Raw genomic sequence first — 15,837 nt, 5'->3', positions numbered from 1 at the left:
AGCCCATCGATTGCACGATGCAGCCCCGCACACCGCACCGGTGACAGCGCACAGCGCATGTCGTATCACCCCGTGCCGGTCGTCGTGACGAGGGTGGGTCAGGGGATCTTCCGCTCCTGTGCTCGGCATGCCTCGAAGGCGATGTCGGAGGCTCTCCGTACCTTGGGAGTATGCGAATCCTGCACACCTCCGACTGGCACATCGGGCGCACCTTCCACGGTCACGCCACGCTCGATGCGCTCGCCGCCGTGCTCGAGGCGCTGGTGGTGCAGGTGCGCGAGAACGACGTCGACGTCGTGATCGTCGCGGGTGATGTCTTCGACTCCGCGACGCCCGCCGCCTCGGCCTACACACTGCTCGACGACGCGCTGGTCGCCCTGCATGAGACCGGGGCGACGGTCATCGTCACGAGCGGCAACCACGACTCCGCAGCGCGGCTGGGGTTCCACTCGCGGCTGCTGCGCGAGCGCATCCACGTGCTGACCGATCCGACGGCGATCCAGACGCCTGTCACGCTCTCCGACGAGCACGGGCCGGTGCAGTTCTTCGGCATCCCCTACCTCGAACCGGCGATCGTCCGGCAGCACTGGCCGGAGGCGTCGCTGAAGAACCAGGCTCAGACCATGGCGCACGCGCTCGAGCTGGTGCGCGAGGGCATGGCGCAGAACCCCGGGCGCGCGGTCGCGATCGCGCACTGCTTCGCCGCGGGGGTCGACGCCACCGCCGGTCTCGAGCGCGAAGTCCGCCAGGGCGGGCTCGACGTCGTGCCCCTCGCCGTGTTCGACGGACCCGACTACGTCGCCCTCGGTCACATCCACGGGCGTCAGCAGCTCAGCGACCGGGTGCGGTACTCCGGCGCGCCGCTGCACTACAGCTTCGGCGAGCAGCACAAGGAGCGCGGCTCCTGGCTGGTCGACCTGGATGCGGATGGGCTGGCGTCGACGGAATGGCTGCCCCTGCCGGTGCCGCGCCGCCTGATCACGCTGACCGGCCCCCTCGACGAGATCCTCTCCGACGAGAACGTCGCCGCGCACGCCGATGACTGGGTGTGTGCGGTCTACACCGACACGGTGCCGCAGCTCGAGCCCATGCGGCGGCTGCGCGAGCGGTTCCCGTTCTGCGCGCTCGTGCAGCACGCTCCGGTCGGAGCCGACGCCGCGGAAGAGCAGTCCTACGCGCAGCGCCTGCACGGCGCCGTGACCGACACCGAGCGCATCGAAGCCTTCCTCGAGCACGTCCGCGCCGGAGCGGGGGCGAGCGAGCGCGAGGCGGAGCTGATCCGCGAGGTGCTCGACGACCGCGTGCGCGCAGAGGCGCTCGTGTGAGGCTGCATCGCCTGGAGGTCGAGGGGTTCGGCCCGTTCCGGGCACGTCAGATCGTCGACTTCGACGCGTTCTCCGACGACGGCATCTTCCTGATCGGCGGAAGAACAGGGGCGGGCAAGTCGTCGATCCTCGACGCGGTCTGCTTCGGTCTCTACGGCGGAGTCCCGAGATATGGAAAGGACGGCGAGAAGCGGCTGCGCAGCGACCACAGCCAACCCGATGAACCCACCGAGGTCGTCGTCGAGTTCAGCACCGTCGCCGGGCGGTTCCGCGTCACGCGCTCGCCCGAGTACCTGCGCCCCGCCAAGCGCGGCGGCGGGCTCACGAAGCAGGCGGCCGCGGTCTCGCTCGAGGAGCGGACGGATGCCGGCTGGGTGGGCCGCGCAGCACGCGCGGTCGATGTCGGGAACGAGCTCGCCGACATCCTGCAGCTCACCCAGGAGCAGTTCCTGCAGGTGATCCTGCTCGCTCAGAACCGGTTCGCCGACTTCCTGCTCTCCGACAGCAGCAAGCGGCAGGTGCTGCTGCGTCGGCTGTTCGGCACCGAGCGCTTCGAGGACTACCAGGCGCGGTTCGACGAGCGCCGCCGGATCGCCGAGAAGGCGCTCGGAACCCGCCGGGCGACGGTCGACGCCCGGTTGGAACAGGCCGAGGTCCTTGTCATCGAGGGCGGCTTCGGCGGCGATGCCGAGTTCGTGCAGGGCGCGGACACCGATGCGCGGATCGATGCACTGCGTCGCGCGCTCGCCCGCGGCGACTACCGTGCCGAGCGACTGGAGGCCGATCGTGACGAGGCCGAGAAGGCACTCGCGGCGGCGGATGCCGGCCTCGCAGGGGCCAAGGAGGTGCGGCAGGCGCAGGCCGAGCGTGACAGGGCGCGCACCGCTCTGGCCGCTCTGGATGCGCAGCAGGCCGAGATCGCCGATGCCGTGCAGCGACGTGACGGTGCGCGCGCCGCGGAGGCGCTGCGCAGCGTGATCCAGGCCGCGTCGCGCGCGGAGAAGGCCCGCGCCGTCGCAGCGGACGCCGAGCACGAGACCCGGACGATTTGGAATGCTCACGGCGTCGACATCATCGACGGGAACAACGAAACGGGCGAGGCCGCCGCTCTCCGCGCCTGGGCGTCCGCCCGCATCCGTGAGGTCGGGGCGTGGCAGCGCGCCGCTGACCTCGAGCAGCAGGGCGCGGCGCGCGCCGAATCTGTGGCATCCGCCCGTCACTCCGTCGCGGACGCGACGGACGCTCTCGCCGCCGTCGAGCGCGAGCGCGAGGAGCTCCCGGCGCAGCTCGCCGACCTCACCGAGCGCCGTGACGCAGCCCGCCGCCAGGGCGACCGCTTCGATGACCTGACCAGGGCGAAGGCCGATGCGGAGCGCCGCCGCGCCGCGGCCGTCGATGTCGAGAAGCAGTCCGCAGCGCAGGCCGAAGCGGAACGTGCGGTTCTCGAGGCCAGCACCGCGCACACCGCCGCGCAGAGCGCGCTCACCGCGCTGCGCCGGCGCCGCCTGGACGGATACGCGGGGGAGCTGGCCACCGCGCTCGTCCCCGGCGAGGCGTGCGCGGTGTGCGGTTCCACCGAACATCCGAGCCCGGCCGAGCACGTGGACCCGGTCTCCGCAGACGACATCGCCCAGGCCGAGGCCGTCCGCGACGCCGCGGCAGCCGCCGAGCGAACCGCATCAGACCACGAGTCGAGCATGCGCGCCGCGCTTGCGGCGGTCCGAGAGCGTGCCGACGGGCGCACGGTCGAACAGGCCGTGATCGAGCTCGAGGCCGCGACGACCGAGCTCGCCGCCGCGTCCGCAGCCGTCGAACAGGCGATCGCGCTCGAGGGTGAGCTGCAGGCCGCGACGACCCGCCGTGACGAGAACGAGCAGCGTCGTGCCGACGCCGAGAAGCAGGTCTCCGCGGCGCGCGAGCAGCTCGCCCTCGCCGAACAGTCCGCGAGTGAGGCCGAGGTCCTCATCGCGCAGGCCAGGGGCGAGCATCCGTCCGTGGCCGCCCGCATCGCGCTGGTGACCGAGCAGGCGGCGGACGCCGTCGCCCTCGCCGACGCGGTCGATGATCGGGAGACACGCGCGACTGCAGCATCCGAGGCTCTGGCGGAGCGCAGCACAGCGCTCCAGCACTCGCCGTTCGACGAGGTGACCGCGGCCGAGGCGGCGCTGCTGGCCCCGGCCGAACTCGCCGCCCTCGAAGACCGCATCTCCGCCCACGCCATCGCGCTCGGCACCGAGCGGCAGATCCTGCTCGACCTCGAGCTGCGCATGCTGCCAGAAGAAGCCATCGACCTCGCCCCGGCACAGCAGGCCGCCACCGACGCCCGCGCAACCTGGACCGCCGCCGTGGATGCCGCGAACCGCACCCGTGGCACGGTCACGCAGTTGCGCGGCCTCACCGACACCGCGGCATCCGAGCATGCGGCCGGCGCCGAGCAGCAGGCCGAGTACGACGTGCTCCGTGGCCTCGCAGACACGCTCGCCGGACGCGGCGCGAACACGCACAAGATGAACCTCGAGACGTTCGTGCTCGCCGCCGAGCTGGAGGAGATCGTCGAGGCCGCGAACCTGCGCCTGCACGAGATGTCAGCCGGCCGTTACCAGCTGCAGCACTCCGACGCGCTGGCGTCGCACGGCAAGGCCTCCGGCCTGGGGATCGTCGTGTTCGACGGCTTCACAGGCCAGACCAGGCCGGCGCGATCGCTGTCCGGCGGCGAGACGTTCCTGTCCTCGCTGGCACTCGCGCTCGGGCTCGCCGAGGTCGTCACGGCCAGGGCCGGCGGCATCCGGCTCGACACCCTGTTCATCGACGAGGGCTTCGGCTCACTCGACGCCGACACCCTCGAGGTCGCGATGCGCACGCTCGACGAGCTGCGCCAGGGCGGACGCACGGTTGGCGTGATCAGTCATGTCGAGGCGATGCAGGAGCAGATCCCTGCGCAGCTCACGGTGCGCACCCTGCCCGACGGGCCGAGCGTGATCGACGCTCCGGTCTAGACCGGGTACTCGTCCTTCACGCGCTCCCAGAGCTGGGCGCTGCACGCCGCCACGACCTCGTCCCAGAGCTGCGTCGCGCCGTCCTGCGCGCGGTCCGAGACGGCACGGAGCACACGGATCGGCACGCCGAACTGCTGCGCGACCCAGATGTACGAGAACGTCTCCATGTCGACGAGAACACCGCCGAGGGAGCGGATGCGGGCCACGGCATCCGCGTCGTCGACGAAGATGTCGCCGGTCGCGATCGTGTGCCCGTCGCGTCCGGTCTCGACGTGCGACGGCAGCGAGACGTGCTGCCCGACGACGCCGTCCAGGTCCTGCACGTCGTGCTGGATCGCTGCGCTGACCTCGTAGACGCCCGATTCCAAGTCGTCGTCCACGGCGCCGGCCGTGCCGACCACGAGGATCTCGTCGTACGCGGCGGCGTCGAGCGCACGGGTCAGGCCGTAGGCGGCCTTGAGCTTGCCCGGCCCGGTGACGAGACGGTCGAAACCGGGGAGTTCTGCGGGGAAGGCCTGCAGTTCGGAGGCGAGTGCGGCGACGAGGAGTTTCACGCATCCATCCTCTCAGGTACAGACTGGATGCACCCATCGGAGGAGGACGCCCGTGACCATGCAGCAGCAGATCGCCGAGGCTCTCGGAGTGAAGCCCGAGATCGACCCGCGCACCGAGATCGACGCGAGGGTCGGCTTCCTCGCCGACTACCTTGCCGCAACGGGGGCGAAGGGGTTCGTGCTCGGCATCTCCGGCGGACAGGACTCGACCCTCGCCGGCCGGCTCGCGCAGCTCGCCGTCGAGAAGATCCGCGCAGAAGGCGGGGAGGCGTCGTTCCTTGCTGTGCGGCTGCCGTACCGTGTGCAGCACGACGCCGCCGACGCCGACGCCGCACTGGAGTTCATCGCCGCCGACCGCAGCGTCGAGGTGAACATCCAGAACGGCGTGGACGGCGTCGAGAAGGACATCGAGAACGCGCTCGGCGCCGATATCACCGACTTCAACCGAGGCAACATCAAGGCCCGCATCCGCATGGTCACGCAGTTCGCGCTCGCCGGTCACGATCGGATGCTGGTCATCGGCACCGACCACGCGGCCGAGGCCGTGACCGGCTTCTACACCAAGTTCGGTGACGGTGCCGCGGACCTGTTGCCGCTGTCGGGCCTGACCAAGCGTCAGGGGCGCGCGGTGCTCCGTGAGCTCGGCGCTCCGGAGCGGCTCTACCTGAAGGTACCGACGGCCGACCTGCTCGACGGTCAGCCGGGTCGTGCCGACGAGGACGAGCTCGGTCTGACCTACGACGAGATCGATGACTACCTCGAGCAGCGTCCGGTCTCGGACGACGTGGCGAGTCGCATCGAGGGCAAGTACCTGTCCACGCAGCACAAGCGGCACCTGCCGGTCACACCCGACGACGAGTGGTGGCGCTGACGAGAGGCGGTGTCCGACCCTGCCGATAGCCTCGGATCAGGCAGTAGAGAGGGGCTTCCGTGCGGGTCATCAGGACGGAGCAGAACGTCGCGACGAGGGTCGTCTGGAGCGCCAGCGACCTGAAGGCGGCCGCCGAGTGCGAGTTCGCCTGGGCGCGTGCGCTCGACGCGAAGCTCGGCCGCGTCCCCGCCGTCGAAGAGCCGGAAGACGCCACGCTGGCGCGCGCTGCGCAGCTCGGCGACGTGCACGAGCGTCGTACGCTCGAGCGGTACTTCGCCGACCTCGGCACGTCCGTCGACGGCGGCCCGGGCGTCGTCGAGCTGCCGAAGGTCTCGTCCACCGATGCCGAGGCGCTCGCCGCGGTCGTGGCCGACACCGAGCGGGCTCTGCGCTCCGAGGCATCCGTCGTGTTCCAGGCCGCTTTCGCGACCGACGAGTTCGTCGGCTTCGCCGACTTCCTGCTGCGCGACACCGACCTCCGCTGGCGGGTGCAGGACACCAAGCTCGCCCGCACCGCGCGGGTCACCGCCCTCATGCAGCTCGCGGCATACGTCGACCAGCTCGACCGTCTCGGCATCCCGCGGGCCGATGAGGTCGATCTGCTGCTCGGCGACGGCAGCACCAGCATCCATCGGGTCGACGACCTGCTGCCGCTGTTCCACGTGCGGCGGGCGCGACTGCGCGCGCTCATCGCCGACCGGCGCATCGAAGACGGTGCGGCCGGCGCGCCGCTGGCGTGGGGCGACGACCGCGGCGACCTGCAGATCACCGCGTGCGGCCGCTGCGCCACGTGCGAGGAGCAGGTGCTCGCGCACCGCGATCTACTGATGGTCGCGAGGATGCGCCCGGTGCAGCGGCAGCGGCTGCGCGCCGCCGGCGTACGCACCATCGACGACCTCGCGAGCGCAGCGGATGCCCCGGACGGCATGAACACAGACACGTTCCAGGCCCTGCGGGCGCAGGCGCGCCTACAGCTCGGCGTCGGGGACGACCCGAGCGTGCCGCCGCCGTTCGAGCTCGTCTCCTCGCACGCGATCGGCCTGCTGCCGCGGCCCAGCAGGGGCGACATCTTCTTCGACTTCGAGGGCGACCCGCTCTACACCGAGCCCGTCCGCGAAGAGGGCGAGAAGCCCGAGTGGGGCATCGACTACCTGTTCGGCTGGGTCGACAACTCCGAGCAGTACTCCGCGCTGTGGGCGCACACCTTCGATGACGAGCGGCAGGCGCTGCTCGACTTCCTCGAGTTCGTGAAGCTGCGCAGGCAGACGCACCCTGACATGCACATCTACCACTACGCGCCGTACGAGACCTCGCACCTGTCCGCGATGGCGGCCCGCTACGGCGTCGGTGAGGCCGACGTCGACAGGCTGCTGCGCGAGGGCGTCTTCGTCGATCTCTACCCGCTCGTGCTGCGGTCCGTGCGCATCGGGTCGCGGTCGTACTCGATCAAGAAGCTCGAGCCGCTCTACATGGGCGACGAGGTGCGCACCAGCGACGTGCAGAAGGGCGACGACTCGATCGTCAAGTACGTGCAGGCGCGCGCGCTGCTCGCCGACGGGCAGGATGCCGAGGCGCGCGGCATCCTCGACGACCTGGCCGACTACAACCGCTACGACTGCGTCTCGACCCGGCGTCTGCGCGACTGGCTGATCAGCCTCGCGAAGCAGGAGGGCGTGCTGCCGGCGCCGCCCGACGAGCCCGAGAGCCGCGCATACGAGCCCTCGCCGCTGTCCGTCGCCCTGATGGCCGATGCGGCCGCCGCGGCGGTCGAGACCGAGGCGGAGGTGTACCGGGTCGCCGCCGCGGCGATCGACTACCACCCTCGCGAGACGAAGAGCTTCTGGCAGTCGCACTTCCAGAGGCTGCGCGAACCGGTGTCCATGTGGGAGAGCACCCGGGATGTGCTGCGCGTGGACGCCGCGCGCAGCGCAGTGCGCGAGGACTGGGGCTTGGGCGAGAGTGGGCGCTCACTCACCCGGCTCATCGAGCTGCGCGGCGAAGTGGCACCGGGCAGCACGATCGGCGTCGGCGGGCGGCCGTTCGCGCTGTACCCGATGCCCGCGCCGTTCTTCCTCGAGGCGCCGTCGCGGGTGATCCAGGTGCCGCACGAGGTCGATGTCGTCGAAGTGCTCGACGACGGCTATGTCGTCCGTGAGCGCGCCGTGCAGGGGGAGACCTGGTCCGAACTGCCGATCGCGCTCACGCCCGCTTCGCCACCGAACGTCGGCAATCAGCAGAAGGCGATCGAGGAGTGGGCGGATGCCGTGCACCGCACTGCCCCGTCGTTCCCGCACGACGCCGCGAGTGACATCCTGCGCCGTACCGTACCCCGCACGCTCTCGGGGGCGCCGCTGCCCGAGGTCACCGGCGACGCCGACGACCGCACGATCGACGCCATCGTGCGCGGCATCCTCGACCTCGATCGCAGCTACATCGCCGTGCAGGGCCCGCCTGGAACGGGCAAGACGTTCACGGGGTCGCAGGTGATCGCGCGGCTGGTGCGCGACCACGGCTTCAAGGTCGGCGTCGTGGCGCAGTCGCACGCGATCGTCGAGACCCTGCTCGAACGCGTCGTGGCGGACGGCGTGCCGGCCGTGCAGGTGGCGAAGAAACCCAAGGACGACGAGGCCGATCCGTGCTACACGGTCATCCCCAAGGACGGGATGGCCGCGTTCATCGCCGAGCATCCGGAGGGATTCGTCGTCGGCGGCACCGCCTGGGACTTCGCGAACAGCCGCCGCGTCGAGCGTGGCGGACTCGATCTGCTCGTCATCGACGAGGCCGGTCAGTTCTCGCTCGCGTCGACCATCGCCGTTGCGGCGGGCGCGCAGCGCCTGCTGCTGCTCGGCGATCCGCAGCAGCTGCCGCAGGTCAGCCAGGGCACCCACCCCGAACCGGTCGACACCTCCGCGCTGGGCTGGGTCATGGCCGGCATGCAGGTCATCGACCCGGCGCACGGCTACTTCCTCGCGACGTCATGGCGGATGCATCCTGCCGTCGCCGAGCCGGTCTCCCGGCTGTCCTACGCCGGACAGCTCGCCTCGGCGCCTGGCACCGAGGGACGTCTGGTCGACGGAATCGAGCCCGGGCTGCACGTCGTACCGGTGCGACACCGCGGCAACGCCACGCAGTCGCCGGAAGAGGCCGACGAGGTCGTGCGCATCGTTCGCGACCTGCTCGGCCGCCCCTATGCCGACGGCATGACGGATGCTGCACCGCGCCCCCTCGAGCAGGAGGACATCATCGTCGTCGCGCCGTACAACGCGCAGAAACAGCTGATCCACGAGTCTCTGGCCGCCGCCGGATTCGGCCGGGTGGCGGTCGGCACCGTGGACAACTTCCAGGGCAAGGAAGCGGTCGTCTCGATCACCTCACTCGCCGCCTCGAGCGGGAGGGATGCACCGCGCGGCCCGGAGTTCCTGCTGTTGCAGAACCGCCTGAACGTCGCGATCTCGCGTGCGAAGAGCATCGCCTACCTGGTGCATTCGCCGGCCCTGCTCGACGACCTGCCCTGGACGCCCGAGGGCGTCGCCCGCCTCAGCGCCTTCGCCCGCCTCGTGGGTGCGGATCACGAGGGCAGTTAGATCACTGACGTGCACAGCGACGACGAGATCCTCCGAGCCTCCGCCGCGTGGGTGTGGTTCCCGCGGGGGAGCGAGCAGGAGAGCACCGAGCTGCAGCTCGTACGGTATCCCGCCCGGTTCGGCGGCGGGGTGCGCGCCTCGCAGGTGCGCTCCTCATCGGATGCCGCGGCGGTGGTCGACCACGCGATCGAACGCACCCGTGCCTGGGGCGAGACCCGCCTGACGTTCTGGACGAACCCGTCGGACCGTCCGGACCTCGAGGAGGAGTTCCGTCGCCGGGGCGCGGTCCACGACGACACCGTCACCGTGTTCGCGCGGCCGGTTCCCGGCGACCCGATCGAGACGCCGGCGGATGCTACGGTCGAGGTCGTCCGCACGCTGGCCCAGGTCCGTGACGTCGACCTGGTGAACGTCCCGGTGTGGAAGCAGCAGCCGCTCGATGCGGAGGGTCTGCAACAGGAGCTCGCGGAGGTCACCCACGCGCTCGAAACAGGCGAGGGCGCGCGAGTGGTCGCCCGTCTCGACGGACGTCCCGTGAGCGCGGGCGGCTGCACGGTCGTCGACGGCTTCGTCCGTCTCTGGGGAGCCGCCACGCTGGCCGAGTACCGGGGCCGCGGCGCCTACCGCGCCGTCCTCGCCGAGCGTCTCCGCGTCGGCGCCGAGCTCGGCGCGACCACCGCGCTCGTGAAAGGCAGAGTCTCGACTTCCGCCCCGATCCTCGCCCGCGCCGGATTCACCCAATACGGCGACGAGCGCAGTTACCTCCTGACCGTCTGAGGATCCTGACGGGGCGTCGCGCACGTCACCGAGCGCAGGAGATCCGCCCAGAACAGGACGAATGCACGAATTGCGTGCAGTTCTCGAAGGATCTCCTGTTCCGGGCGATGGACACGCGTTCCTCAGCGCCCGTCGAGGACAGCCCGCAGCGGCGCCCACAGCGCATCGAGTCGCGGCTCCCACGGCGGTGCCATCAGCCCGTCGCGCCAGCGCGCCTCGACGTCGTCGACAGCGAGCCACTCCGCCGCAGCAACCTCGACGGGATCGACCGTGACCACGACATCCGGCCCCGCCGTCGCGACGTACAGATCGATGAGCGCGGATTCCTCGGCGAAGCGCCCGACGAACTCCAGTGACTCGGCGGGCACAGCTATCCCCGTCTCCTCGCGCAGTTCCCGGGCAGCACCCTCGACGCTCGTCTCACCGGCCAGCACGCTGCCTCCCGGAAACTCCCAGTCCAGCGGGCAGTCCTTCGACGCTGCGCGCTGCGTCAGCAGCAGCATCCCGTCATCGCGGCGCACGCAGACACTGCCGATGACGTGGAATCCGCCCTCCGGCGGCCAACCGGGCGTCCCGCGCTCGAAGGTCGTGCCCGTGGGCACCCCGTCGGCGTCCGTGACATCCCACAGCTCTCCGGCGCCCAAGATCTTCTCCTTCGCGGCTCAGCGTTCTCGAGGACCGGACATCCGCCCGGGACAGGACGGATCCTCGCGGCGGGCCGGACTCAGACCGTGCCGTACAGCCGGTCGCCGGCGTCGCCGAGACCGGGCACGATGTAGCCCTTCTCGTTGAGTCGCTCGTCGAGCGCGCCCAGCACGAGGGTCACGTCGCGATCACCGACGAGCTTCTCGATCGCGGCGACGCCCTCCGGCGTGCCGAGCAGGCAGATCGCGGTGACATCCTTCGCCCCTCGGTCGAAGAGGAACTGGATCGCGGCGCCGAGCGAGCCGCCGGTCGCGAGCATCGGGTCGATCGCGAAGCACTGCCGGTCGCTGAGGTCGTCGGGCAGTCGCTCGGCGTAGGTGGTCGGCTCGAAGGTCTCCTCGTCGCGCACCATGCCGAGGAATCCGACCTCGGCGGTGGGGATGAGCTTGACCAGGCCCTCGAGCATGCCGAGTCCTGCGCGCAGGATCGGCACCACGATCGGGCGCGGCTCTGCGATCCGCACACCCATCGTCTTCGTGACCGGGGTCTGGATCTCGATCGGGGTGACGTGCACGTTGCGGGTCGCCTCGTAGGCGAGCAGCGTGACGAGTTCCTCGGTCAGCTGGCGGAACACGGGCGACGGAGTGCCCTGGTCACGCAGCACCGTGAGCTTGTGGGTGATGAGAGGGTGGTCGGCCACGTGAACGCGCATGGATACAGATTACTTTGCGGATGCCGCCGCGCGCTTCGCGGCTTTCCGCTCCCGCCACTGGGCGTTGATCCTCTGGGCGTTCGCGGCGACGATCGCCGAGCCGATGAGGGCCGGCAGCGTCATCATCATGATCACGAGGGCCTGTGTGCTGTCCATGTCTCCGACGCTACGCGTCGGCCGTCGCAGGGGCATCCACCCGTGGTCTGAACCCGGTGCCTCCGGCGTCCTCCCGCGGACGGATGTCAGACTTGTCCCGTGACCGCAGCCGACCTCTCCGCGATGGACCGCGCGCTCGCGCTCGCCGTCGAGGCGGGCGAGGCCGGCGACGTGCCGGTCGGCGCCGTCGTGCTCGACAGCACGGGCGCGATCATCGGCGAGGGGCGCAACCTGCGTGAGCAGACCCACGACCCGACGGCGCACGCGGAGGTCGTCGCGCTGCGCGCTGCGGCATCCGCCACCGGCGATTGGAACCTCGAGGAGTGCACGCTGGTGGTCACCCTCGAGCCGTGCATCATGTGCGCGGGCGCGATCCTGCAGGCCCGCATCGGGCGAGTGGTCTTCGGCGCCTGGGACGACAAGGCCGGCGCCTCCGGCTCGATGTACGACGTACTGCGGGACCGACGTCTGCCGTATCGTGCCGAGGTCGTCGGCGGCGTGCGGGAGGATGCCGCGACCGCTCTGCTCCGGGACTTCTTCGAAGCCCGCCGCTGACCGGCTCCCCGGCCGAAGCGTCAGAGCCGCTCCGCGAGCGTCGCGACGAGATACAGGAACGACTCCGCGCGCGGGTCGAAGTACCCGGGCTCGTCCGGCTTGTCCGTCGGGGTGTGCGAGGCGTGTCCGATCGTTGCGATCCCCTCGCGGCCGCCCACCGGTCCGCCATCGGACTCATAGACCACAGCCCCGGGAACCGCGCGCGGATCGATCGGATGCTGCGACATCCGCCCGAGCGGCGCGACCCCGTCGTCCAGCGACTCGGTCGCGTGGAACCGGAACACCTTCGCGTACAGGTCGGCTTCGATCGCGTCGGCGGCCTCGGCCGTGATCCCGGCCGAGGCGATCGAGAACAGGTCGTCGACGAGCCGTCCGCCCCCGCCCTCGATCAGCTCGCCGGCCATCGTCGACGAGTACGAATAGGCGACCAGGGCGACATGCGCACCCGGCGCGCGGTGCCGGATGCCGGCGAGCAGGCCGGCCAGCCGACCTGCGCCGACGGTCGCATGCGAGGTGCCGAGAGCGGTCAGGTGCGTGCCGGAGTCGTACCCGAACCAGGCGATCACCGCGACGGCGTCGTGCGGCACGTCCGCGGCGTCGGCCACCTGCGATCGGATCCGGCGTGCGGTGCGCGCCCACTCCGGCAGGTTGTCCAGGTCTGTGACGATCCCGTGCGCGAGCACGACGACCAGCCGCGCGGCGTCCGGGTCGCCGAACGACACCGCGGCGCGCGGGACGCCGCCGTCGAGGAACAGCGACAGCAGGTGCGCCCGCGCCGCACGGCGCAGCTCGGCGGCGACGCGTCCGAGCTGTTCGCGCGCCGCCGGCGTCAGCTGCTCCACGTCGGCCAGCATCCGCTCGAGAAGGATGCGGCAGGCGGCATCCTTGTCGTCGGCGGGGATGCCGTTGAGGTTCCCGTACACCTCCGGGGCGGTCTCGAGTGCGACGCGCGCGGGGCCGGCGTTCCAGTGCCCGGACGTCCCGGCGGAGGGCGCGCACAGCTGCGTCCAATGCTCGGCCGCGGTCGCCGGGTCGATCAGGCCGACGGTCTGCGCCAGGTCGGGCTGCTCGTCGAGCCGAGCGCGCACGCGCGAAGGATCCTCCCGGATCAGCCGTTCCAGGTCGTCGAGCAGCGGCTGCACGCCGTCAGTCCGCCGACTTCAGCACGAACGCGTCGGTGGAGGGCTCCGGGTCGAGCGAGGGACGGTAGATGTCAGGCTCGATGTAGATCACGCGGGCGACGGGCACGGCGGCCCGGATGCGCTTCTCGATCTCGTCGATGTCGTCGGCGGCCTCGCGGATGGTCTTGTTCTGGGTGAGTGCGATCTTCGCGGCGACCATCAGCTCGTCCGGACCCAGGTACAGGGTCTTCATGTGGATGAGCTTCTCGATCTCGGGACCGCCGTTGATCGCATCCACGATCTTGACGTAGTCGGCGTCGGTGGCGCCCTCGCCGACCAGCAGGCTCTTCGTCTCGATGCCGAGGATCAGTGCGATCAGCACCAGCAGGGTACCGATCATCAGCGTGCCGATCGCGTCGAACACGGAGTTGCCGGTGATCACGGTGAGGCCCACACCGAGCAGCGCGAAGGTCAGACCGGTCAGCGCGCCGATGTCCTCGAGCAGCACGACCGGCAGCTCGGGCGCCTTCGCGCGGCGGATGAACGAGAACCAGGACTGCCCCTTCTCGCGCACCTGGTTGCTCTCGCGCATCGCGGTGCGCAGCGAGAACGACTCCAGGCCGATCGAGATCACCAGCACGACGATCGGCAGCCACCACCACACCGGGTCGAGGGCGTGCGGGTGGGTGATCTTCTCGACGCCCTCGTAGATCGCGAACAGGCCACCGAGCGAGAACAGGATGATCGAGACGACGAATGCGTACACGTACCGCTCGCGCCCGTAGCCGAACGGATGCGAGCGATCGGCGGTCTTCTTGGCCTTGCGTCCGCCGAGCATCAGCAGCAGCTGGTTGCCGGAGTCGGCGATCGAGTGGATGCCCTCCGCGAGCATCGACGCAGAGCCCGAGAGCGCCCAAGCGACGAGCTTCGCGGCGGCGATACCCATGTTCGCCAGGAACGCCGCGATGATCGCCTTGCTGCCGCCGGATGCACTCATGGCACGAGTCTACGGTCCTCGAATGCGGGAGGATGGAGACATGGCTGACACGCTCCCATCCCTCGCATTCCTCGGCGCCGGCTCGATGGGAGGCGCGATCCTGCAGGGGGTCGTCGCCTCCGGCATCCGCACGGATGGGATCACGGCGACCAACCGCACCGCCGAGAAGGCGGCGGCGCTCGCCGCCCTGCCCGGCGTGACGAGCATCGCTCTCGCCGAGCGTCCCGAGGGGAACGCGGATGCCGCGGCGTCCGCCCGCATCCTTCTGGTCGGCGTGAAGCCGGTGATGGTGCCCGACCTGCTCCGCGAGATCGCGCCCTCGCTGCGCCCGGATGCGATCGTCGTGAGCCTCGCCGCCGGCGTCACGCTCGACACCTTCGCGAGCGTGCTCGGTGCCGACGCGCACGTGATCCGCTCGATGCCGAACACCCCCGCCACGGTCGGCAAGGCCGTGACCGGGCTCGCCGCCGGAGCCGCGGCGACGGCCGACGACATGGCGCTGGTGCGGCGCCTGTTCGAGACCGTCGGCGCCGTGATCGAGGTGCCCGAGTCGCAGATCGACGCACTCTCGACGATCTCGGGCTCCGGCCCCGCCTATGTCTTCCTGCTCATCGAGGAGCTCACGAAGGCCGCGATCGGCAAAGGCTTCTCCGAGGCGGACGCCCGCCTGATGGCCGAGCAGACCTTCATCGGCGCGACCGCTCTGCTCGACGCATCCGGCGAGGATCCGGCCGAGCTGCGCCGCCGCGTCACCAGCCCCAAGGGCACCACGGAGCGCGCGGTCGCCGTGCTGCAGGACGCGCACCTCGACGAGGTGTTCGCAGCGGCCACGGATGCGGCGCTGGCGCGGGCCCGCGAACTCGCAGCCGGAGCCTGAGCGTCAGCGGTCGAGGCCGGCGAAGCGCTCGATGTCGCTGTTGGTGCCCGAGACGATGATCAGGTCGTGGTTGGTCACCACGGTGTCGGCCTCCGCGTAGCGGAACGGCTTGCCTGGGCTCTTCACCCCCACCACGGTCACGCTGTACTTGGTGCGCACGCCGGACTCGTTCAACCGCACGCCGCGGATGAACTTCGGCGGGTACATCTTGGCCAGCACGAAGTCATCGTCGAAGCGGATGAAGTCGAGCATGCGGCCCGAGACGAGGTGCGCGACGCGCTCGCCGGCCTCGCGCTCCGGGTAGATGACGTGGTTCGCGCCGACGCGGGCGAGGATCTTGCCGTGCGACTGCGAGACGGCCTTCGCCCAGATCTGCGGGATCTTCAGGTCGACGAGATTCGCGGTGATCAGTACGGATGCCTCGATCAGCGAGCCCACCGCGACGACGGCCACCTGGAAGTCCTGCGCGCCGATCTGCCGCAGCGCGTCCAGGTTGCGGGCATCGGCCTGCACGGTGTGCGTGACGCGCTCCGACCACTTCTGCACGAGTTCGAGGTCGCCGTCGATGGCCAGCACCTCGCGGTCGAGCCGGTCCAGCTCGCCCGCGCAGGCGGCGCCGAAGCGCCCGAGTCCGATGACGAGCACCGGGGAGTCTCCCCGCACCATC

General features: G+C 70.7%; 14 protein-coding genes. 7 read left to right on the top strand and 7 right to left on the bottom strand.

Annotated features, from left to right (window positions below; genetic code table 11):
- Window positions 1–170 precede the first annotated feature (170 nt).
- Both ACFVAE_RS07625 and ACFVAE_RS07620 read left to right on the top strand, forming a co-directional pair.
- Window positions 171–1,325 carry an exonuclease SbcCD subunit D gene (locus ACFVAE_RS07625; protein WP_378889891.1) on the top strand — a complete coding sequence of 385 codons (1,155 nt, stop codon included), beginning with the start codon at window positions 171–173 and terminating at the stop codon, window positions 1,323–1,325.
- Window positions 1,322–4,321 (top strand): AAA family ATPase, encoded by a 3,000-nt coding sequence (locus tag ACFVAE_RS07620; RefSeq protein WP_378889888.1) that lies wholly within the window; start codon window positions 1,322–1,324, stop codon window positions 4,319–4,321. Before ACFVAE_RS07625 ends, ACFVAE_RS07620 begins: the two co-directional genes overlap by 4 nt.
- Here ACFVAE_RS07620 and ACFVAE_RS07615 read toward each other — a convergent pair.
- The gene (locus ACFVAE_RS07615; protein ID WP_378889886.1) at window positions 4,318–4,875 is read right to left on the bottom strand and encodes a nucleoside phosphorylase; all 558 of its coding nucleotides are present in this window, start codon (window positions 4,873–4,875) and stop codon (window positions 4,318–4,320) included. The genes ACFVAE_RS07620 and ACFVAE_RS07615 overlap by 4 nt on opposite strands.
- A gap of 58 nt (window positions 4,876–4,933) precedes the next feature.
- On the opposite strand from ACFVAE_RS07615, the gene nadE reads away from it, so the two are divergent.
- The 3 genes from nadE to ACFVAE_RS07600 are packed head-to-tail and all read left to right on the top strand — an operon-like array spanning window position 4,934 to window position 10,107.
- The gene (gene nadE, locus ACFVAE_RS07610) at window positions 4,934–5,746 is read left to right on the top strand and encodes an ammonia-dependent NAD(+) synthetase (protein WP_378890544.1); all 813 of its coding nucleotides are present in this window, start codon (window positions 4,934–4,936) and stop codon (window positions 5,744–5,746) included.
- A gap of 59 nt (window positions 5,747–5,805) precedes the next feature.
- Entirely contained in the window at window positions 5,806–9,330 is a 3,525-nt protein-coding gene (locus ACFVAE_RS07605; RefSeq protein ID WP_378889883.1) for a TM0106 family RecB-like putative nuclease, read from the top strand.
- Window positions 9,331–9,339: 9 nt separating this feature from the next.
- A complete protein-coding gene (locus tag ACFVAE_RS07600; protein WP_378889880.1) occupies window positions 9,340–10,107 on the top strand; it encodes a GNAT family N-acetyltransferase in 768 nt (255 codons plus the stop codon).
- A 122-nt stretch (window positions 10,108–10,229) separates the two neighbouring features.
- On the opposite strand, the gene ACFVAE_RS07595 is transcribed toward ACFVAE_RS07600, so the two are convergent.
- The 3 genes from ACFVAE_RS07595 to ACFVAE_RS07585 form a co-directional block, all read right to left on the bottom strand.
- Complete coding sequence (locus ACFVAE_RS07595) at window positions 10,230–10,751, bottom strand: NUDIX domain-containing protein (RefSeq protein ID WP_378889877.1); 522 nt, start codon at window positions 10,749–10,751, stop codon at window positions 10,230–10,232.
- 80 nt (window positions 10,752–10,831) lie between these two features.
- Entirely contained in the window at window positions 10,832–11,464 is a 633-nt protein-coding gene (upp, locus tag ACFVAE_RS07590) for a uracil phosphoribosyltransferase (protein WP_378889874.1), read from the bottom strand.
- Between the two features lie 9 nt (window positions 11,465–11,473).
- On the bottom strand, window positions 11,474–11,620 hold the full coding sequence (locus ACFVAE_RS07585; protein ID WP_378889872.1) for a hypothetical protein: 147 nt from the start codon (window positions 11,618–11,620) through the stop codon (window positions 11,474–11,476).
- A 123-nt stretch (window positions 11,621–11,743) separates the two neighbouring features.
- Between ACFVAE_RS07585 and tadA the strand changes: the two genes are divergently transcribed.
- Complete coding sequence (gene tadA / locus ACFVAE_RS07580; protein ID WP_378890542.1) at window positions 11,744–12,175, top strand: tRNA adenosine(34) deaminase TadA; 432 nt, start codon at window positions 11,744–11,746, stop codon at window positions 12,173–12,175.
- A 20-nt stretch (window positions 12,176–12,195) separates the two neighbouring features.
- Here the strand turns inward: tadA and ACFVAE_RS07575 are convergent, their stop codons facing one another.
- Together ACFVAE_RS07575 and ACFVAE_RS07570 are read right to left on the bottom strand one after the other, a co-directional pair.
- Entirely contained in the window at window positions 12,196–13,317 is a 1,122-nt protein-coding gene (locus ACFVAE_RS07575) for an alpha/beta hydrolase (protein ID WP_378889869.1), read from the bottom strand.
- Between the two features lie 4 nt (window positions 13,318–13,321).
- Window positions 13,322–14,293, bottom strand: a complete 972-nt coding sequence (locus ACFVAE_RS07570; protein WP_378889866.1) for a cation diffusion facilitator family transporter — start codon at window positions 14,291–14,293, stop codon at window positions 13,322–13,324.
- Between the two features lie 40 nt (window positions 14,294–14,333).
- Between ACFVAE_RS07570 and proC the strand changes: the two genes are divergently transcribed.
- Window positions 14,334–15,170 carry a pyrroline-5-carboxylate reductase gene (gene proC / locus ACFVAE_RS07565; RefSeq protein ID WP_378889863.1) on the top strand — a complete coding sequence of 279 codons (837 nt, stop codon included), beginning with the start codon at window positions 14,334–14,336 and terminating at the stop codon, window positions 15,168–15,170.
- A 3-nt stretch (window positions 15,171–15,173) separates the two neighbouring features.
- On the opposite strand, the gene ACFVAE_RS07560 is transcribed toward proC, so the two are convergent.
- Window positions 15,174–15,836 (bottom strand): potassium channel family protein, encoded by a 663-nt coding sequence (locus ACFVAE_RS07560; protein WP_378889860.1) that lies wholly within the window; start codon window positions 15,834–15,836, stop codon window positions 15,174–15,176.
- Between the last annotated feature and the right edge of the window lies 1 nt (window position 15,837).

Origin of the sequence: Microbacterium sp. NPDC057659 (assembly GCF_042799915.1) — a bacterium.
Classification (GTDB): Bacteria; Actinomycetota; Actinomycetes; order Actinomycetales; family Microbacteriaceae; genus Microbacterium.
The sequence above is the reverse complement of the archived record's forward strand: the minus strand, read 5'-3'. Positions and strand labels throughout refer to the sequence as shown.